Raw genomic sequence first — 18,071 nt, 5'->3', positions numbered from 1 at the left:
TCAGAGGCGTTTCAACGCCAGCGGGGCCGGAACCTGCTAGCCGCACAGGGGTTAGGCCTGCGCAGACACCGGAGCCTAGCCGATGACCGACTACTTCGACGACGTGCTTGACGAAGAGCCCACCGGATCCCTGGTGCGCTGGATGGACCGCCCGCCGATACAGGTCGGGGCGGCGACGCTGTCCGGCGCTGTCGCAGGAGCCTTCCTGCTTGGCGCGGTCGCGGCGCTCGGATTGGTGATGCTGAGCCGCCGGACGACTATTGAGCCGCGGCTTCGCAATCAATTCTCTCGACTGCTCCACTAGCCAGCCGGAACACCGCGTCCTGGGGCACGTCCTGCGCCCAGGTCTCAGCGCGTGACAGGCCGAGATAGGCGCCGCGGACCACGCGGCCGGAGCCGCCGTGGCTGACGACGATCACCTTGCGCTCCGGTTCCGGCGGCAGGCTGGCCAGCCAGTCGCCGACGCGGGCCTCGACGCCCTCATAGCTCTCGCCGCCCGGGGCGGCGAACTGCCAGCCGCCCAGCCCGAAGGTGTCGGGATGCTCGGCCGCCAGCTCGTCGCGCAGCCGCCCGTCCCACTGGCCGAACGACACTTCGATCACCCGGCGGTCGGTCTCGACCGGCAGGCCGAGCGCCTCGCCGATCAGGCCGGCGGTCGCCTGGGCGCGGCCGAGCGGGCTGGAAATCAGCCGCCAACCGTCAGGTTTCGCGATCAGGTCTCGCAGCAATCGGCCGATAGCCGCGCCTTGCGCGCGGCCGAGCGCCGTCAGCGGGGAGTCGAGATGCCCCTGCATCCGGCGCTCGGCGTTGAACGCGGTCTCCCCGTGGCGGACCAGGTAGATCATGCCGCGATCGGTTCGCAGGCCAGGCGTTCGACCTCGCCGCCCCAGAGGCGGAAGAGCGCGTCCTGGGGCGTGTCCTGCTCCATCGTCGCCTCGCGCGAGAGGCCCTGATAGGCGCCGCGCATCAGCACCCCGGCAATGCCGTGGCTGACGGCGATGACCTTGCGCTCGGGCTCGGGCGGCAGGTTCGCGAGCCAGGGGCGGACCCGGGCGTCGACGTCCTCGAACCGTTCGCCGTCCGGACTGCCGAACACCCACTCCCGACTGGCGAAAGTCTCCGGATGCTCGACCCGCAGGTCGGCGTACATGCGGTTCTCCCACGAGCCGCAGCCGACCTCGATCAGGGCCGGATCGATCTCTACCGGCAGGCGCAGCGTGCGCGAGACGATAGCGGCCGACTGGCGGGTGCGGCGCAGCGGGCTGGCGAGAATGCGCCAGCCCTCCAGGTCGCCGATCTGGTCGGCCAGCACGTTGGCCATGGCCTGGACCTGGGCCATCCCCAGCGAGGTCAGCTGGGAGTCGGTCTGGCCTTGCAGCCGGCCGTCGCGGTTGTAGTCGGTCTGGCCGTGACGCAGCAGGTAGATCATTTTTTGCGACGCACGACCGGATGCGAGGACGACAGGCCGCCGTCGACGACGATCGCCTGGCCGTTGACGTAGGAGCTTTCGTCCGACGCCAGGAACAGGGCGGCGTTGGCGATCTCGATGGGCACGCCGCCGCGGGTCATCGGGTTCAGCTGGCCGATCTTGTCCTCGTTGCCGCGGGCGCGGGCGCCGTCGAAGATCGCCTGGGTCATGCCGGTCTCGATCAGGCCCGGGCAGATGGCGTTGACGCGCACGCCGGTGCCGTAGAACTCGTTGGCCGAGGTCTGGGCGAGGTTGATCACCCCGGCCTTGGAGGCCGAGTACGGCGAGCCGCCGGCGCCCGAGCGGATGCCCGCGACCGAGGCGGTGCAGATGATCGAGCCCTTGCCGGTCGGGATCATCACCCGCGAGGCGTGCTTCACCAGCAGGAAGGCCCCGATCAGGTTGACGCGCAGGATTTCGGCCCAGAAGGCGCCGTCCTGCTCGTCGAAGCCGGTCCAGCCGCCCGAGATGCCGGCGTTGGCCCAGGCCACGTCGAGGCCGCCGTATTCGGCCACGGCCTTGGCGACCAGGCTCTCGACGAAGGCTTCGTCGCCGGCGTCGCCGGTCAGGGCGAGGGCCTTGCCGCCGGCCTCAGCCACCAGGCGGGCGGTCTCGACCGCGCCGTCGGTCTTGTCGGCGATGACCAGGCTGGCGCCCTCGGCCGCGAACAGCAGCGAGGCGGCGCGGCCGATGCCGGAGCCGGCGCCGGTGATGACGGCGGACTTGCCGGAGAGACGTCCCATGGGGTGTTCCTTGTACTTGAAGATCAGGCGCGCGCGGCGGCGGCGAGGATGGCGTCGATGAAGGTGTCGTAGAGCCCGGGGGGCACGTTGTGGCCCATGCCCTCGACGATGCGCAACTCGGCGCCCGGAATGGCCTTGGCCGTGGCTTCGCCGCCGATGACCTGGATCAGCGGGTCGTCGGCGCCGTGCAGCACGACGGTGGGGACGCTCAGCTTCGACAGCCGCTCGGTGCGGTCGCCGTCGCCGCGGATGGCGCCCATCTGGCGCTGGCTGGCGGTGGGCGTATAGGCGCGTTCGTACTCGTCGATCACCCGCTTGCGCAGGGCCGCGTCGTCCCAGGGATAGCCGGGGCTGTCGATGATGCGGGCGTTTTCCATGGCATGGGCGACGAAGGCCTCGAAGTCGACCTTGGGGTCGGGCGCGGGGGCGGTGAGGACTGCGCCGGCGCTGGGGGCCGGATCCATGGTGCCGGCCGCGCCGGTCGCGGACATGATCGAGGTCAGCGACAGCACCCGATCCGGATGCTCGATGGCGACCAGTTGGGAGATCATGCCGCCCATGGAGACGCCGGCGATGTGGGCCTTGGCGACGCCCGCGGCGTCGAGCACCGCGATGGCGTCCGCCGCCATGTCGGACAGCGAATAGCGGTCGCCCGGCTGGAACCAGGTCGACTTGCCGACGTCGCGGTTGTCGAAGCGGATGACGCGGAAGCCGTGCGCCGCGAGCTTCTCGCAGAACACGTGCGGCCAGCGGGTCATCTGCGAGCCGAGGCCGTTGATCAGCAGGATGGCCGGCGCGTCGGCGGCGCCGAAGGATTCGTACTCGAGTTCGACCTGACCGTTCTTCGCGCGGGGCATGCGGGCTTCTCCCAATCAGTTCCTCCCCTCTTGGGGGAGGTGGCGTTCGGCGCGAAGCGACGAAAGACGGAGGGGGCCTGCGGCCGATGGGCCGAAAGCCCCCTCAGTCAGCTTCGCTGACAGCTCCCCCAGAGGGGGCGCAATTGGCGATGCCTTACGGCACCATCACCACGCGGCCGACGGCGGCGCGGCTTTCGATGTAAGCGTGGGCGCCGGCGGCGTCCGACAACGGAAAGACCTTGTCGATCAGCACTTCCAGCTCGCCCTTGGCGGCGTCTTCGATCAGCTGCTGGATGTTGTCGTGGACCCGATCGGTGCCGATTTCGGCGCCCAGGAACACGCCCGACAGGGTGCGGTTGCCGCCCATCATCGAGCCGACATCGGCGACCATCGGTTCGCGGCCGGCGGCGCCGACCATCGAGACCCGGCCGCGATAGGCCAGGGCGTTGATCGAGCCTTGCAGGGTCGGGCCGCCGACCGAGTCGACGATCACGTTCGCGCCCTTGTTGTCGGTCAGGCGCATGACCTCCTTCACCACGTCCTCGCGGGCGTAGTTGATGCCGTGATCGAGGCCGAGCGGCTTCAGGCGCTCCAGCCGCTCGTCCGACGACGCGGTGGCCAGGATCAGGCCTGCGCCGGCGCGCTTGGCGAGCTGGATGGCGGCGACGCCCACGCCCGAGGCGCCGGCCTGGATCAGGACGGTCTCGCCGGGCTGCATGCGGCCGAATTCGAACAGGCAGTCATGGGCGGTGCCGAAGGTGACCGGAATGGCGGCGGCCTTCTGCATGTCGTAGCCGTCCGGCACGACCCAGCAATTGCGAGCGGGAACGGCGCGCAGGGCGGCGTGGCTGCCCCAGCTGTTCAGGGTGGCGACCTTTTGGCCGACCTTCAAATGGGTGACTTCGGAGCCGACCTCGATGATCTCGCCCGAGGCCTGGTAGCCGACCACGTGCGGGTTGGTCATCAGCCTGCCGCCGAAGCGGCTGAGGACGTCGCCGCCTTCGATGGCGATGGCTTCGACCTTGATGATCACGCCCTTGGGGTGGCACTGCGGATCCGGGATTTCCTCGTATTTCAGGACTTCCGGACCGCCCGTCTCGTAATAAACCGCAGCCTTCATGTGGTTCCTCCTAATGACTTAAACAATTGTTTGAGGACGCTAGCCAAGACCAGGGGGGCGACGCAAGGGAAAGCGTGGCCACCCAATAGGCATCCCCGCCATCACACGAGGCTGTGACGGGCGCATGGCGGTGCAGCGCTTGCAGAGCTTGCCCGAACGCCGTTTTTCTGTACCAGAACGGCACACCTTCGTTCGGCTCGCGGCGTTAACCTAATGGCTCTGCTCGACAGTCAGGAAGTCGCGAACGATCCGCCATCGCCTGACGCCGTGCGGCTGGTGATCGAGACCATGTACCAGGTGGCCGCCAATCCCGAGGCCTGGGAGCGGCTGATCGACGTGCTCGACGAGGACGGGCTGGGCCGCGATCCCGATCCCGAGATTCTGCGCGGTCTGGCGCTGAGCGAGAACATCGCCCGGCTGGCCAGCCGGCCCGACGAGGGTTCTGCGACGAGCGGGCGCCCCGACATCGGCTGGCTGCTGCTGAACCCGCGGGGCAAGGTGATCGCCCACAATGGCGCGGTGCTTGCGGCCCTGGGAGGGGCGGTGTCGCGGTTGGAGATCGGCCGGCCGGTCGCCTTTCACGACCCCGACAACGCCGAAGCGCTGGTCGCCGCATTGGCCCGAGCACGGGGACAACAGCGTGGCCAGATCATCTTGAAGCTGGAGCGCGGCAGTGACGATGGCCCGGGCTTCGCCTATGTCGTCCCGGCCCGCTCGCTGCCAGGCTTGGCCGACCTGCCGGTGCTGGCCGCCGAAGACGAGAGCTTTGCGGTGGTGTTTCCCGCCGCGGCGGAGGCCGGCCAGCTGTGGAGTTCGCTGTCGGAAAGCTTCGGCCTGACGCCGGCCGAGGTGCGACTGGCGCGCAAGCTGCGAGACGGCCGCTCGTTGCAGGACGCCGCCGACGAGCTGTCGGTCAGCGTCAACACCGTGCGCAACCAGCTGCGCGCCGTGTTCGACAAGATGGGGTTGAAGCGGCAGAGCGACCTGATCAAGGCCCTGACCGAGCTGTCGGCCCTGGCCGGGATGATCGAGGCGGACGATCCGGTCCGCGCCCAGGAGGAGGCGATCGCCCAGGCTCCGCCGCTGCGTTTCGTCACTCTGTCCGATGGTCGGCGGCTGGCCTATCGCGAGTACGGTCATCCGGGCGGCCGGGCGGTGCTGACCTTCCATGAGGGGCTCGGCTCCAGCCTGCTGCCGCCGGAGACCGACGCCGTGGGGCGGCGGCTGGGCCTGCGCGTGGTCAGCGCCGAGCGGCCGGGCTTTGGTCAATCCGACCCGCGGCCCGACTACAGCTTCGACGGGGTCGCCCAGGATATGGTCGAGCTGTGCGACCAGATCGGCCTGGAGCGGCTGCAGATCGCCGCTGCGCTGTCCGGCACGCCCTCGGCCATCCAGACCGCCATCGCCTTGGGCGAGCGAGCCGAGCGGGTGCTGATCTGTTCCGGCCGCCCGCCCCGCGGCCTGCCCGACCCAACGCGCAACCCGCTGACCCTGATGCGCAGCCGCATCGAGGCCAATCCGTGGTTGGTGGAGACCTTCCTGGCGGTGCTGCGGCTACGGCTGTCGCCGGCGATGATGATCCGGGTGATGCAGCGCTCGAGCGCTCAGTCGCCCGGCGACCAGGCCTACCTGGCCGCTCATCCGGAAGCCGCGACCTATGTCGCAGCTTACATGACCGAGGCCCTCGCCCGTTCCAGTCGCGGGCCCGCGGACGAACTGCGGGCCTTCCGGCGGGGGCGCAATATGAGCGTGAACGGGCTGAAGGCGCCGTTGATCGTCTGGCACGGCGAGCAGGATCGGCTGACGCCGCTGCCACAGCTGCTGGCGTTTCTGGGCGAGCATGCCAGCGAGGTGCATGTGCGGCCGGGCGTCGGGCACTTCCTCGTCTTGCGGCACTGGGACGAGATCCTGCGCGAGCTGGCCGCGGCCTAGTGCATTTGGGTCATGCGAGCCGCGGGCGACGCAGGCTCTGCTGAAGGTGCGGCGGGCTAGAGCTGCAGAGAGCCCGCTAGCGACATTCTTGGGATTCGACGGCGGCGGTCTGGCGCCGGCGCCGTCGAGGGCCCGCCGCCTTGGCTCCACCCAGCCTTCGCGGCGGGTCCGCCCTTCGCCAGGGACCATCGTCCCGGATCCTGGCGTGACCACGGTCGACGACCGTGGACGAGAGCGAGGTCGTCAGGGTGTTTAGGCCCCCCGGCGCACCCTGACCGGCTTCGGGGGAGGTCGGTCAGGCCTCCGAGGCGGCGGACACGGTCCCAAGGGGCCGTGTCCGCCATCTCACTTCGGGCGATCAGTCGTTGCGCTTCACATAGGCGCGGATCGCGGCGATGACGCGGTCCTGGTCGTCCTGAGTCAGGTAGGGGTGCATCGGCAGGCTCATCACCACCTTGGCCTTGGCGTCGGTGACCGGCAGGCCGCCCGGCGCCGGATAGACCGAATAGACGTCCTGGCGATGAATCGGGATCGGGTAATAGACGGCGGTCGGCACGTCCTGGCCCTTCAGGTGGGCGATCAGGCCGTCGCGGTCGTCGGTCTCGATGGTGTACTGGGCCCAGACGCTGACGCCGCCCTCGATGACCTTCGGGACCTTGACGACGTCGGAGAGGCCGGCGGCGTAGCGCTCGGCGACGCGGTTCCGGGCGGCGATCTCATCGGCGAAGATGGTCAGCTTCTGCAACAGCACCGCGGCCTGGATGGTGTCCATGCGGCTGTTCATGCCGATGCGCAGGTTCAGGTACTTGGGATCATGGTCGAAGGTCTTGCCCTCGAGGTCGGACTTCACCGCCTGGCCGTGGACGCGCAGGCTGACCAGCAGGTCGTGCAGGCGCTCGTCCTTGCATAGCACCGCCCCGCCGTCGCCGTAGCAGCCGAGCGGCTTGGCCGGGAAGAAGCTGGTGGTGGTGACGTCGGCCCAGTGGATCGGGTGCTGGCCGTTCAGGGTGCAGCCGAAGCCCTGAGCGCTGTCGGAGATCAGCTTCAGGCCGTGCTTCTTGGCCACCGCCGAGATCGCCGGATAGTCGGCCGGCTGGCCGAACAGGTCGACCGCGATCACCGCCTTGGGGGTCAGCTTGCCTTCGGCCTTCACCGCTTCGATGGCGGCGTCGAGGGCGACTGGGTCGAGGTTGTAGGTGTCGGCCAGGACGTCGACGAACACCGGCGAGGCGCCGACCAGCGGCATGACCTCGGCGGTCGCGGCGAAGGTGAATGAGGGGCAGAACACCGCGTCGCCAGGGCCCACGCCCCAGGCCATCAGCGGCAACTGCAGCGCCTCGGTGCCCGAGCCGCAGGAAAGCACGTAGGGCGCGTCGCCAAAGGCGCCGAGCTCCTTCTCGAACTGGGTGATCTCTGGGCCCATGATGTAGGCGCCGGACCGCACGACCTTAAGGATCGCGTCCTCGAGCGGCTGGCCTAGGCGCGCGCGTTGGGCTTGCAGGTCGATGAAGGGGATCGGCATGTCGGCATCTCGCATAACGAAGCGGCGCGCTTCATGGCACGGGTCGGTAGCCTAGGCCAAACACGCTTGTTTTCGGAACGTTTCGCCCGAAACGAAATGGTCCCGGGGCGCCCCCCGACGCCACCGGGACCGGGCCCCTCCACGCCCGGCTGGCGCGCCTGGGCGGTTGAGGGACCCATTCGAACGAGACGCCACGTGGCGGCTGTGGAAGCCGAGGGAACGGCGCGGTCATTCCGTCAATCGTGGAGCAACGTCTAAATGTTCGCGAAGTCACGATGGGGGAAATGTTCTCCGCAAATTGCGGAATTTGCGGCGTTTCAAGATTATATAACCGTGTAATCTAAGTAATCGGGGGCAGGGGGAGGCGCAGGGCGCCGATCAGGGCGGCGTCGCAGCGGTCGCTGAAGCCGCATTTGGCCCGGCCAAGGTCGGTGTCCTCGTAGCGCAGTTCGAAGGTGACCTGCTTCCAGGTCGCAGCCCCGCCCAGGGTCCAATAGGTGCGGTCCTGGCCGCGTTCGACCCAGCGGCGGCCGAGCCCGGCGTTCAGCGTCAGTCCGGGGCGAACGGCGTAGGCGGCCTCGCCCTCCAATCGCCAGGCTTGGCCCGCGCCATAGGAAGCCTCCGGCACGAAACTGGTCGTCGCCGCCAGCGTCCAGGGCCCGTCGGTCCGACGCGCGGCGGCCTTGAGCTGCACGAAATTGTAGGTCGGGCCCCAGACGTGCTCGTCGGGGAAGGCGGTGAACATCGCTTCCACCGTCAGGCGGGTCTTGCCGTCCTTCAGATCGAGGTGCTTGCCGCCATAGAGGTCGAGTTCGTAGGTCGGGCCGCCTGAGCCGTCGTCGAAATCGACCTGGGTTGCGAACAGCCCGGCATAGAGCCCGTCGCGCCGCTGCCAGTGGACATAGCCCTGTAGCGCCGGGCCGTCGGAGTTGCTGACCCCCTGGTAGCGGTAGTCGCTGGTCAAGGTGAGCGCAGAGAAAATCCCGCCCCAGTCGGACTGGGCCAGCGCGCCGGTCGGGAGAAGACCGGCCGCCAGGGCGGTGAGCAGCCCGCACGGGGGAGCAAGCGATCGCAGTTTCATTTCGACCTCGCTCTCTGAAGTTCTGAGGAGGTCAGGGGTACCGGGCGTGGGATATCAATGTTACTGAAATCGCTGCATGAGTGATTTCGATATCAATCAAGTCAGGCGGCTGGACGGCGGGCTGCTGCTGGTGTTCCGCGAGCTGGTGCGGCGGCGAAAGGCGCAGGAGGCGGCGCAGGCGCTGGGCCTCAGCCCCTCGGCGGTCAGCCATGCGCTGGGCCGGCTGCGCGACCTGTTCGGCGACCCGCTGTTCGTGCGCAAGCCGCACGGGCTGGTCCCGACTCGGCGGGCGCTGGAACTGGAGCCGCAGGTCGAGGCGCTGCTGGCTCTGGCTCAGGGCGCGCTGGGCGGCCGAGAGGCCTTCGACCCGGCCGCCAGCACGCGGGTGTTCCGGATGTCGGCGCCGGAATTCGTCACCGACCTGATCGGCGGGCGTTTGCTGAACCTGCTGGCGCAGCGAGCCCCGGGCGTGGTGTTCACCATCGAGCACCTGGCGCAGGACCGGGCGCTGGAGTCGCTGCGCCGCGGGGAGATCGACGTGGCGGTCGGCCGTTTCGCCGCCGGCTTTGGCGGCGTCCGGACCGAGGTGCTGTACGAGGACCGCTACTGTGTGGCGGCGCGGCGCGGCCATCCGCGGATCGACGGGCGCATTGACCTTTCGACCTATGCCGAGGTCGGGCACGTCTACGCCATGGCGGGCAGCGAGACGGCGGGCGACGAGGCGCTGCCCGCGGCGTTCGAGATCCCGATCGTGGCGCGGGCCGGCGCCCCGCACTGGCTGACCGTGCTGATGATGGTCGCCGCCGGCGACGCCATCGCCACCTGTCCGCGGCGGCTGGCCGAGCGCCACGCCGACATGCTGGGTCTGCAGGTGCTGGATCCGCCGTTCGAACCGATGCGGTTGACGGTGGAGGCGGTCCGCCGCGGCGATACCGACGATCCGGGCGTCGCCTGGTTCCTCGATCAGGTCCGGGCCGCAGCCAGCTAGATCGCGAGGTCGAGTTCGCGGCGCAGGTGTTCACGCGTGGCGGCCTCGAAGGCCTCTGGCCAGGCGAGGCCGAGGCGGTCCGCCAGCGGGCGGGCGTGGGCGAGAAACAACCGGGCGATCTCGCCCTGAGCCGCCAGTAGGGCCGCGCGCTCGGCGGCCGGGGCGGGCAAGGCCTCGAGCGCGGCGCGTTGATCTTCACGCAGGAAGCCCTTCAGGCGTTTGGCGCCGCGGGCCGAGCGGGGCACGCCGTTCGCCTCCAGCATCAGTTCGACCAGCATGCCGCGCAGCAGCTCGACGCCCTGCTGGCCGACCAGCCACTCCTCGCGGCCGATACAGACCGGCGAGAGGCCGAGCACGCGCAGGAATTCGTGGACGAGGCGCGAGACGCGGCCGGCGGCGTCGGGATCCGGGCTGGCGGGACGCGGCGGCGGAGCGTCGGCAGCGCCCGTCAGGTGGACGAGTCCAGCGCCGTCCTGAAGGGCGAATTCGGCTGGGGTCAGGAAGGCGAGGTCGAAGCGGGCCCAGGCGGGCGTGACGCCCGAGAAGATGCGGCCGTGAACGAGGCGCGAGAACACCGTGGCGGGGAGCTCGATCACGCCGGCGGCGCAGTCGCGCAGGCAGGCGGCGGGCTCATCCGCCACCAGCGTCAGGTCGACGTCGCTCCAGGCGTCGCCGTCGCCCTTGCCGAAACTGCCCGACAGCCAGGCCGAGCGGATGCGCGGGTCGGCGGCGAGCGCAGCGAGGAGTTGGTCGAGAAGAGCCTGCTGATCCTCGGTCATGAGCGGCAGGCTGGAGGGGCAGGCAGGCGGCGGCAAACGATTTTGCCGCCGCCTGTCCGTGAGCTTTGGGCTCAGATCTGGCGCGTGCGGCCTTCCCAGTAGGGGGCGCGGACCTTGTTGCGCTGGATCTTGCCGGCTTCGGAGCGCGGCAGGTCGTGGACGAAGTCGAGGCTGCGCGGGACCTTGAAGGCCGGCAGGGCCTTGCGGCCGAAGTCCAGGATCTCCTGGGCCAGTTCCTCGGAGGGCTGGTAGCCCGGGTTCAGCAGGATCACCGCCTTGACCTGCTCGCCCCACTCGTCGTGCGGCACGCCGACCGTGGCGCTGTCGGCGACGGCGTCATGCTTGATGAGCTCGTTGTCGACTTCCTGCGGGTAGATGTTCACGCCGCCGGAGATGATGGTCTCTGCGTTGCGGCCGGTAAGGAACAGATAGTCGTCCTCGTCGAAGAAGCCGACGTCGCCCATGGTGAAGAAGTCGCCGACGCGGTTGGCGGCGGTCTTGCCCGGGTCCTTGTAGTACTGGAACCCGCCGCCGGGCGGCAGTTGGTGGTAGATGCCGCCGGGCACGCCGGGGGCGCAGTCGTTGCCTTCCTCGTCGAGGATACGGACCTGCAGCAGGGCCGGGCGCTTGCCGACGCTGCCCGGCTTCTTCAGCCATTCCTCGGACGAGATGGTGAAGCCCGCGCCGCCTTCCGAGCCGGCGTAGTACTCGCTGAGCACCGGGCCGAACCACTCGATCATCGCTTGTTTGACCTCGGGCGGGCAGGGGGCCGCGCCGTGGACGATGTACTTCACGTGGTCGACAGGGTAGCGGGCCTTGACCTCGTCGGGCAGCGACAGCAGCCGCTGGAACATGATCGGCACCAGGTGCAGGTGGGTGATCTTCTGTTCCGAGATCGTGCGCAGGACCAGCTCGGAGTCCCACTTGTCGATGAAGTGCAGCGGGGCGCCGGCGCCCATGGCCGCGCGGATGTCGAAGGCCAGCGGAGCGGCGTGATAAGCCGGGCCGGCGCAGAGCTGGATGGAGTCGTCGTCGTAGCCGCGCATGCCGTACATCGCCTGCGGGGTGATGGTCGGGGCCTCGCGGAACACGCCCTTCGGGCGGCCGGTGGTGCCCGAGGTGTACATCATCTGGTTGCCGAGCACCGGATCGTCGATGTCCGAGCCGTCCAGCGCGGCGATGGCGTCGTCATAGCTCTGGAAGCCGGGGATCTCGCCGCCGACCGCCAGCTTGAGGACCACGTTGGGGCATTGCTCGGCGGCCGGAGCGACCGAAGCGACGCGCGCCTCGCCGACCAGCACCTTCGCTTCGCAGTCGTTGATGATGTAGGCGATCTCGTCGGTGGTCAGGTGCCAGTTGACCGGGGTGATGCGCAGGCCCGAGCGCAGGGTCGCAGCCTGGACCTCGATGAATTCGGCGCGGTTGGAGCAGACGATCGCCAGGGCGTCGCCGGCCTTCAGGCCATGCTGACGGAAGAGGCGGGTCAGTTTGTTGGCCGCGGCGTTCACCTGAGCGAAGGTCCGCGCGCTGCCGTCAGGATTGACCACTGCGACCTTGTCCGGCTGCAGCCCAGCCCAGACGGCGGTGGTCATGCCGGTCGCCGCCGCTGCGTTCAGGGCGTCTTCCAGGCTCATGCGCTCTTTCAAATCTTCCATCAAATTCCTCCCGTCGCCGACGGCCGGTGAGGTCCGCGCAGCGATCTTTTCTATGATCCGAGACGGCGTTTCCCCGGCGGCCGCCACGCGAAATATGCGTTGCGGGATGGGCCGCTTCCGTTTCGGAAACCTACAATCACACGGCTGAGGGCCGCCGACAACGGCGTGCGGCATCCGAACATGGGCCGGATCAAAGACGGGCGCTCGCCCAGCGCCAGGCGGCGTAGCCGGCGGTCGCGGCGCAGGCGGTGAGGAAAGTTCCCCAGGCGATGTCGGCGAGGGTGATCGTCCAGGACCAGGTCTTCAGCGTCGCCTGGTTGGTCAGGTCGTAGGTGGCGTAGGCGACGAAGCCGAGCATCGCCCCGTTCAACGCCGCCCGCGGCAGGCCCGCGCCCTCTCGCGCCGCCGGCAGCACCGCCAGGGCGAGGATCCCGGCGATGTAGACCAAGTAGAAGACGACCGCGGCAGGCAGGTCGAAGCGCTCGGCCAGCACGGCGTCGAGGGCCGGGCGATAGAGGCGCGGCCCGATCTGAGTGAGCCAGACCGCGTCGATCACAGCGAAGGCGACCCCGGCGGCGAGATAGGCGGCGGCCAGGGCGATCATGCCGGCGCCATCAGATAGTGGCTGACGCCCCACTCGGCGCCGCCGCGATGACCGAACAGGCCGGCGGTCGCCAGGAAGAACAAGCGCCAGCGCCGGCCCCAGAGGATGGAGTCGTCGCCATAGGTCTGGACCAGCAGTCCTTTGATCGCGTCATGGCGGCGATCGTAGTTGGCCAGCCAGTCGTGGGCGGTGCGGGCGTAGTGAGTTCCGCTCCAGCGCCAGTCAGCCTCGACCCGGAACTCGTCCGGAAACTGGCGGGCCAGGTCGTGGCTGGGCATCACCCCGCCGGTGAAGAAGTGGTGGGCGATCCAGTCGGCCTCATCATCGACGTCGAACCGGTAGGGCGTCGTGCGATGGGTGAAGACGTGCAGGAACAGGCGGCCGTCGGGCTTCAGCCATGTCCGGGCCCGGCTGAGCAGGGCGCGCCAGTTGGCCATGTGCTCGAACATCTCGACCGAGACGATGCGGTCGAAGTCGGTATGCGGCGGGACGAAGTCGTTCATGTCGGCGGTGAGCACAGACAGGTTGGTCAGGCCGCGTTCGGCGGCGCGGGCGCGGATGAAGGCGCCCTGGCTGGCGGAGTTGGAGACCGCGACGATGCGGGCGGCGGGAAACGCGCGGGCCATCCACAACGACAGCGAACCCCAGCCGCAGCCGAGCTCGAGGATCGCCTGGCCGTCGTGGAGCACGGCGTGGGCCGCGGTCTCCGACAGTGCGGCCTCCTCCGCCTCGGCCAAGGTGCGGACACCGGGCGGATAGTAGGCGGACGAGTACTTGAGCTGCGGGCCGAGCACGGCCTGGAAGAAGGCGGCGGGCAGTTCGTAGTGCTGGGCGTTGGCGGCCTGGACGTGCTCGGCGATCGGCCGGGCGTCCATTTCGCGGGCGAAGTCGGCGGCGCTCCGCGGCGGCTCCGTGGTCAGGTTGCGACGCGCCCCGGCCACCAACAGGCCGATAGCCGCCCGCCGCGCCGCGTCCGGCAGCGGCGCGCCTTCGAAGGCGTGGATCGTCGAAGCAAGCAGCCGCATGGGCGCCTCCGGAATGATTCCGCACCCAACAGGTACGGCGCAGATCGGGGCTTGGATGCGGCGCTGCATCCGCGGGCGGGGCGCGGTCGTAACTCCCAAGACCGGCCGCTGGCCGCAGCGAGCATGGGAGCACGACGTGACCTGGGAGCCGCCATTGAAGGTCGCCGTGATCGGCGGGGGCGTCGCGGGGTTGTCCGCCGCCTGGCTGCTGAGCCAGCGCCATGCGGTGACGCTGTACGAAGACGAGGCCCGGCTGGGCGGCCACGCCAACACGGTCGAGGTCCGGGGCGCCGGCGGGCCGATCGCGGTCGACACCGGCTTCATCGTCTACAACGAGCCCAACTATCCGAACTTCACCGCCCTGCTGAACCACTTCGGAGTCGAAAGCCGGGCGGCGGACATGGCGCTGAGCGTCTCGCTGGACGACGGCGATTTCGAATACTCGTCCGGGGCGCTGTTCGCCCAGGCCAGCAATCTGTTCAGCCCGCGCTACTGGGCGATGCTGCGCGACGTGACCCGGTTCTATCGCCAGGGGCCCAAGGACCTGGCCCAGCTCGAGGCGCCGCTGACCTCGCTGGACGATTATCTGGCGCAGCGCGGCTACTGCCGGGCGTTCTGCGACGATCACCTGCTGCCGCAGGCTGCGGCGATCTGGTCGACGCCGCTGCGCACCATCGGCGAGTATCCGGCCGCCGCCCTGATCCGGTTTTTCCAGAACCACGGCATGATGAGCGTGTTCGGGCGCGGCGCCTGGCGCACGGTGTGCGGCGGCAGCCAAGCCTATGTCGGCAAGCTGGCGGCGGCGATCGAAGGAACTGTGCGGCTGTCGCGGCCAGTGCAGGCGGTGCGCCGCGACCTGCTGGGCGTCGAGGTGCGCGAGGCGAGCGGCGCCGTCGAGCGGTTCGACCAGGTGGTGATCGCCGCCCATGCCGACACGGCTCTGGCGATGCTGCACGATCCCGATCCGTTGGAGCGCGAGCTGCTGGGCGCCTTCCGCTACAGCCAGAACCTGGCGGTGCTGCACACCGATGCGCGGCTGATGCCGGTGCGCCGGGCGGCCTGGACAAGCTGGAACCACATCGGCCGGCGCGAGGAGCCCGGAGAGGGCTGCGTCACCTACTGGATGAACCGGCTGCAGTCGCTGAACTATCCGCAGGACCTGTTCGTGACCCTGAACCCGACCCGCGAGATCGAACTGGAGAGCATTCTCTGGGCCGACGCCTATGCCCATCCGCAATTCGACGCCGCGGCCATCGCTGCCCAACGCCAGTTGTGGGCGCTGCAGGGACGGCGGCGGACCTGGTTCTGCGGCTCGTACTTCGGGCATGGCTTCCATGAGGACGCGCTGCAATCGGGGCTGGCGACCGCCGAGGCGCTGGGCGGCGCGCCGCGGCCCTGGCGCGTGGCCGACGAGTCCAGCCGCATCCACCTGCCGCCCGAGCGGCGGGCCGGATGAGCGCGCCGGCCAGCGGCCTCTATGCCGGCCGGGTCACCCACCTGCGCCGCCGCCCACGCCGCCACCGGCTGACCTATCGAATCTTCATGCTGCTGCTGGATCTCGACGAGATCGAGCCGCTGGCTCGCCGGTTGAGGCTGTTCGGCCAGGGGCGACGCGCGCTGGCCAGTTTTCATCCGGCCGACCACCTGCATGGCGACGGTCGACCGCTGAAGGCGCAGGTCGAGCAGATTCTGGCGGATGCGGGATTGAGCGGCGGCGGGCCGGTGCGGGTGCTGTGCATGCCGCGGCTGCTGGGCGGAGCGGGGTTCAATCCGCTCAGCGTCTGGTTCTGTCATCGCCGCGACGGCGCGCTGAGCGCTGTGCTCTATGAGGTGAACAACACCTTCGGCGAGCGCCACCTCTACCTGGTCGCGGCGCCGAGCGACGGCGGGCCGATCCGCCAGCTTTGCGACAAGCAGTTCTACGTCTCGCCGTTCATGGACATGGGCCTGACCTACCGGTTCAAGGTCTTGCCGCCAGGTGATTCGGTCGCCGTGGCGATCGAGGTCGAGGACGACGCTGGGCCGGTGCTGTCGGCGGCGTTTCATGCGCAGCGGCGTGAGCTGGCCGACGCGGCCTTAGCGCGGGCCTGGGCCGCGCATCCGCTGATGAGTCTCGGCGTGCTGTGGGCGATCCGCTGGGAAGCCTTGTGGTTGTGGGCCAAGGGCGAACCGCTGCGCCCGCGGCCGGCGCCGCCGCTGCGGCTGGTGACCATCGGCGCGCACACCGGCTGCTAGAAGCGGCCGTGTCACACAACCTGCAAAATCTGCGATAACGTCAAAACAAGTCTGGCGCGCAGCAGACGTGCGCGTCAGAATGCGCCGCACACTTCAAGATGGAAACTTGCCATGAGCGAGTCACGCCCCTCCCAGCGGGGCGCGCGCAGCTCTGACTCCACCGTAGCGCGTGTGGACGTCAGCAAAATGCCGCGCGTGCTGCAACGGATCACGGCCCGGGCCCTGCACTATCCGGGGCGGATGGCGCTGGCGATCGGCTGCTCGCTGGGCGCGGCGGTGGCCAGCCTGACCCTGCCGCGGCTGTTCGGCCAGGGGGTCGATCAGGCCGGCGCGCTGCTCAAGGCTGGGGCGGCTCATGCCGGCGAGGCGCAGGGCGCGCTGGTCGCCACGGCGCTGCTGGTCATCGCCGCCACGGTGATCCGCGGCGTGCTGACCATGATGACCGGCTACCAGTCGGAATATGTCAGCCAGCGGGTCGGCTATGACCTGCGCCTGGAGTACTTCCAGCAGCTGCAGCGGCTGAGCTTCGGTTTTCACGACCGCATCCATTCCGGCGACCTGGTCACCCGCGGCATGCTCGACCTCGAGGGCGCGCGGGTGTTCATCCAGAACGGGGTGATGCAGCTGGTCTCGCTGCTGCTGCTGCTCGGTTTCGCCTCCTACATGATGCTGAGCACCGATCTGGTGATGGGGCTGATCGGCCTGGCCTTCGTCCCGATCGCCGGCTTTGCGCTGGGGCGGATGGGCTTCCTGCTGCGGGTCACCTGGCTGCGGGTGCAGGAGCTGATGGCGGTGCTGACCCTGACCATGGAGGAGAACCTCCAGGGCATCCGGGTGGTCCGAGCCTTCGCCGGCAAGCGCTTCGAGATGGGCAAGTTCGACGCCGCCTCGAAGGACGCCCTCGACTACTCCTACAAGCGCATCACCCTGCGGTTCCGGGCGGTGGCGGTGATGACCGTGTCGTTCTACGGCTCGATGGGGGTGCTGCTCTGGTACGGCGGCCACAAAGTGGTCGGCGGGCAGATGAGCGTCGGCAAGCTCACTGAGTTCCTGACCTACATGACGCTGCTGCAGACGCCGATCCGGCAGATCGCGATGATCTTCAACGCCGCGGCGCGGGCGACCTCGTCCGGGGCGCGGCTGTTCGAGGTGCTGGACCTGGAGCCGGAGATCGCCGACGCGCCGGGGGCCAAGCCGCTGGCGCCGAGCGCCGGCACGCTGCGCTTCGAGCACGTCGACTTCGCCTTCGATCCGGACGGCAAGCAGATCCTGCGCGACGTTTCCTTCGAGGTCCGCGCCGGCCAGACGTTGGGCATCGTGGGCCCGCCCGGCAGCGGCAAGTCGACCATCGCCAACCTGATCCCGCGTTTCTACGACGTGACCGGCGGGGCGATCACCCTCGATGGCCAGGACATCCGCGACGTGACCCTGGCGTCGCTGCGCGAGTATGTCGGGCTGGTGCAGCAGGAGTCGTTCCTGTTCGACGCCTCGATCGGCCACAACGTCGCCTACGCCGATCCGTGGGCGGACGATGCGCGCATCGAAGGCGCGGCGCGCACCGCCCAGATTCACGACCACGTCGCCGGCCTGCCCGAGGGCTACGAGACGCGGGTCGGGGAGCGCGGCGTGGCGCTGTCAGGCGGCCAACGCCAGCGCCTGAGCATCGCGCGCGGCGTGGTGCCAGGCCCAGGCGTGATGATCTTCGACGACTCCACCGCCGCCATCGACGCGGTGACCGAGCGACGGGTGCGCGACGCCCTGGCGGAGGCCACCGCGACCAAGGCCACGATCATCATCGCCCACCGGCTGTCGTCGCTGATGCACGCCGACCATATCGTGGTGCTGGACGACGGACGGGTGGCCGAACGCGGAACCCACGCCGAATTGGTCAAGGCCGGCGGGGTCTACGCCGATCTCTACGAGCTGCAGACACGGTCCGACGCCGAGGCCGTGCTGGACGAGGACGCCGCATGAGCCAGGATCAGGTCAGAAAGCCCCGCGCCTCGCTCGGCTCGTCCGAGGGCGAGGACATCTTCGGAACCTTCGACGCCGGGGTGGCCAA

At 69.3% G+C, this 18,071-nt stretch carries 17 protein-coding genes; 6 read left to right on the top strand and 11 right to left on the bottom strand.

All coding sequences use genetic code 11. The features are described from left to right. The first annotated feature begins 82 nt into the window (after positions 1 to 82). Complete coding sequence (locus tag C0481_RS17625; RefSeq protein ID WP_293406221.1) at positions 83 to 304, top strand: hypothetical protein; 222 nt, start codon at positions 83 to 85, stop codon at positions 302 to 304. Here the strand turns inward: C0481_RS17625 and C0481_RS17620 are convergent. The 5 genes from C0481_RS17620 to C0481_RS17600 all read right to left on the bottom strand — a co-directional run bounded on the left by C0481_RS17620 (position 258) and on the right by C0481_RS17600 (position 4,188). Further along, entirely contained in the window at positions 258 to 845 is a 588-nt protein-coding gene (locus tag C0481_RS17620; RefSeq protein WP_293406219.1) for a histidine phosphatase family protein, read from the bottom strand. The two genes, C0481_RS17625 and C0481_RS17620, sit on opposite strands and share 47 nt — an antisense overlap. After that, a complete protein-coding gene (locus C0481_RS17615; protein WP_293406217.1) occupies positions 842 to 1,429 on the bottom strand; it encodes a histidine phosphatase family protein in 588 nt (195 codons plus the stop codon). The genes C0481_RS17620 and C0481_RS17615 overlap by 4 nt, the downstream gene beginning before the upstream one ends. Then, the gene (locus C0481_RS17610; protein ID WP_293406215.1) at positions 1,426 to 2,211 is read right to left on the bottom strand and encodes an SDR family NAD(P)-dependent oxidoreductase; all 786 of its coding nucleotides are present in this window, start codon (positions 2,209 to 2,211) and stop codon (positions 1,426 to 1,428) included. Before C0481_RS17610 ends, C0481_RS17615 begins: the two co-directional genes overlap by 4 nt. A 23-nt stretch (positions 2,212 to 2,234) precedes the next feature. Continuing rightward, positions 2,235 to 3,068, bottom strand: a complete 834-nt coding sequence (locus C0481_RS17605; RefSeq protein ID WP_293406213.1) for an alpha/beta hydrolase — start codon at positions 3,066 to 3,068, stop codon at positions 2,235 to 2,237. Positions 3,069 to 3,222: 154 nt separating this feature from the next. Then, the gene (locus C0481_RS17600; RefSeq protein WP_293406211.1) at positions 3,223 to 4,188 is read right to left on the bottom strand and encodes a zinc-binding alcohol dehydrogenase family protein; all 966 of its coding nucleotides are present in this window, start codon (positions 4,186 to 4,188) and stop codon (positions 3,223 to 3,225) included. A gap of 213 nt (positions 4,189 to 4,401) precedes the next feature. On the opposite strand from C0481_RS17600, the gene C0481_RS17595 reads away from it, so the two are divergent. Next, positions 4,402 to 6,120 carry an alpha/beta fold hydrolase gene (locus C0481_RS17595; protein WP_293406209.1) on the top strand — a complete coding sequence of 573 codons (1,719 nt, stop codon included), beginning with the start codon at positions 4,402 to 4,404 and terminating at the stop codon, positions 6,118 to 6,120. A gap of 358 nt (positions 6,121 to 6,478) precedes the next feature. Here C0481_RS17595 and C0481_RS17590 read toward each other — a convergent pair whose 3' ends face one another. Both C0481_RS17590 and C0481_RS17585 read right to left on the bottom strand, forming a co-directional pair. Beyond that, a complete protein-coding gene (locus C0481_RS17590) occupies positions 6,479 to 7,642 on the bottom strand; it encodes a DegT/DnrJ/EryC1/StrS aminotransferase family protein (RefSeq protein ID WP_293406207.1) in 1,164 nt (387 codons plus the stop codon). Positions 7,643 to 7,982: 340 nt separating this feature from the next. Next, positions 7,983 to 8,723 carry a TorF family putative porin gene (locus C0481_RS17585; protein WP_293406205.1) on the bottom strand — a complete coding sequence of 247 codons (741 nt, stop codon included), beginning with the start codon at positions 8,721 to 8,723 and terminating at the stop codon, positions 7,983 to 7,985. A 76-nt stretch (positions 8,724 to 8,799) separates the two neighbouring features. Between C0481_RS17585 and C0481_RS17580 the strand changes: the two genes are divergently transcribed. Then, the gene (locus C0481_RS17580; protein ID WP_293406203.1) at positions 8,800 to 9,711 is read left to right on the top strand and encodes a LysR family transcriptional regulator; all 912 of its coding nucleotides are present in this window, start codon (positions 8,800 to 8,802) and stop codon (positions 9,709 to 9,711) included. Here C0481_RS17580 and C0481_RS17575 read toward each other — a convergent pair. The 4 genes from C0481_RS17575 to C0481_RS17560 all read right to left on the bottom strand — a co-directional run bounded on the left by C0481_RS17575 (position 9,708) and on the right by C0481_RS17560 (position 13,774). Further along, positions 9,708 to 10,490 (bottom strand): hypothetical protein, encoded by a 783-nt coding sequence (locus tag C0481_RS17575; RefSeq protein ID WP_293406201.1) that lies wholly within the window; start codon positions 10,488 to 10,490, stop codon positions 9,708 to 9,710. The two genes, C0481_RS17580 and C0481_RS17575, sit on opposite strands and share 4 nt — an antisense overlap. Before the next feature lie 71 nt (positions 10,491 to 10,561). Continuing rightward, positions 10,562 to 12,145 carry an AMP-binding protein gene (locus C0481_RS17570; RefSeq protein ID WP_293406199.1) on the bottom strand — a complete coding sequence of 528 codons (1,584 nt, stop codon included), beginning with the start codon at positions 12,143 to 12,145 and terminating at the stop codon, positions 10,562 to 10,564. Between the two features lie 190 nt (positions 12,146 to 12,335). Next, complete coding sequence (locus C0481_RS17565) at positions 12,336 to 12,749, bottom strand: DUF2177 family protein (RefSeq protein WP_293406197.1); 414 nt, start codon at positions 12,747 to 12,749, stop codon at positions 12,336 to 12,338. Further along, a complete protein-coding gene (locus C0481_RS17560) occupies positions 12,746 to 13,774 on the bottom strand; it encodes a cyclopropane-fatty-acyl-phospholipid synthase family protein (RefSeq protein WP_293406195.1) in 1,029 nt (342 codons plus the stop codon). The genes C0481_RS17565 and C0481_RS17560 overlap by 4 nt, the downstream gene beginning before the upstream one ends. A gap of 136 nt (positions 13,775 to 13,910) precedes the next feature. On the opposite strand from C0481_RS17560, the gene C0481_RS17555 reads away from it, so the two are divergent. The 3 genes from C0481_RS17555 to C0481_RS17545 all read left to right on the top strand — a co-directional run bounded on the left by C0481_RS17555 (position 13,911) and on the right by C0481_RS17545 (position 17,983). Next, entirely contained in the window at positions 13,911 to 15,230 is a 1,320-nt protein-coding gene (locus tag C0481_RS17555) for an FAD-dependent oxidoreductase (protein WP_293406193.1), read from the top strand. Beyond that, positions 15,227 to 16,009, top strand: a complete 783-nt coding sequence (locus C0481_RS17550) for a DUF1365 family protein (RefSeq protein ID WP_293406191.1) — start codon at positions 15,227 to 15,229, stop codon at positions 16,007 to 16,009. Before C0481_RS17555 ends, C0481_RS17550 begins: the two co-directional genes overlap by 4 nt. 171 nt (positions 16,010 to 16,180) lie before the next feature. Further along, on the top strand, positions 16,181 to 17,983 hold the full coding sequence (locus C0481_RS17545; RefSeq protein ID WP_293406189.1) for an ABC transporter ATP-binding protein: 1,803 nt from the start codon (positions 16,181 to 16,183) through the stop codon (positions 17,981 to 17,983). The last annotated feature ends 88 nt before the right edge of the window (positions 17,984 to 18,071 follow it).

Source organism: Phenylobacterium sp., from assembly GCF_013822795.1.
Lineage (GTDB): Bacteria > Pseudomonadota > Alphaproteobacteria > Caulobacterales > Caulobacteraceae > Phenylobacterium.
This window is presented reverse-complemented; position numbering and strand designations above follow the sequence as displayed.

What these genes read in the sequence shown, in the direction of transcription:
- C0481_RS17575 (WP_293406201.1), bottom strand. Translation starts at nt 10,490, where the DNA reads ATGACCGAGGATCAGCAGGCTCTTCTCGACCAACTCCTCGCTGCGCTC.
- C0481_RS17565 (WP_293406197.1), bottom strand. Translation starts at nt 12,749, where the DNA reads ATGATCGCCCTGGCCGCCGCCTATCTCGCCGCCGGGGTCGCCTTCGCT.
- C0481_RS17580 (WP_293406203.1), top strand. Translation starts at nt 8,800, where the DNA reads ATGAGTGATTTCGATATCAATCAAGTCAGGCGGCTGGACGGCGGGCTG.
- C0481_RS17600 (WP_293406211.1), bottom strand. Translation starts at nt 4,188, where the DNA reads ATGAAGGCTGCGGTTTATTACGAGACGGGCGGTCCGGAAGTCCTGAAA.
- C0481_RS17615 (WP_293406217.1), bottom strand. Translation starts at nt 1,429, where the DNA reads ATGATCTACCTGCTGCGTCACGGCCAGACCGACTACAACCGCGACGGC.
- C0481_RS17585 (WP_293406205.1), bottom strand. Translation starts at nt 8,723, where the DNA reads ATGAAACTGCGATCGCTTGCTCCCCCGTGCGGGCTGCTCACCGCCCTG.
- C0481_RS17610 (WP_293406215.1), bottom strand. Translation starts at nt 2,211, where the DNA reads ATGGGACGTCTCTCCGGCAAGTCCGCCGTCATCACCGGCGCCGGCTCC.
- C0481_RS17560 (WP_293406195.1), bottom strand. Translation starts at nt 13,774, where the DNA reads ATGCGGCTGCTTGCTTCGACGATCCACGCCTTCGAAGGCGCGCCGCTG.
- C0481_RS17570 (WP_293406199.1), bottom strand. Translation starts at nt 12,145, where the DNA reads ATGGAAGATTTGAAAGAGCGCATGAGCCTGGAAGACGCCCTGAACGCA.
- C0481_RS17550 (WP_293406191.1), top strand. Translation starts at nt 15,227, where the DNA reads ATGAGCGCGCCGGCCAGCGGCCTCTATGCCGGCCGGGTCACCCACCTG.
- C0481_RS17625 (WP_293406221.1), top strand. Translation starts at nt 83, where the DNA reads ATGACCGACTACTTCGACGACGTGCTTGACGAAGAGCCCACCGGATCC.
- C0481_RS17605 (WP_293406213.1), bottom strand. Translation starts at nt 3,068, where the DNA reads ATGCCCCGCGCGAAGAACGGTCAGGTCGAACTCGAGTACGAATCCTTC.
- C0481_RS17620 (WP_293406219.1), bottom strand. Translation starts at nt 845, where the DNA reads ATGATCTACCTGGTCCGCCACGGGGAGACCGCGTTCAACGCCGAGCGC.
- C0481_RS17590 (WP_293406207.1), bottom strand. Translation starts at nt 7,642, where the DNA reads ATGCCGATCCCCTTCATCGACCTGCAAGCCCAACGCGCGCGCCTAGGC.
- C0481_RS17595 (WP_293406209.1), top strand. Translation starts at nt 4,402, where the DNA reads ATGGCTCTGCTCGACAGTCAGGAAGTCGCGAACGATCCGCCATCGCCT.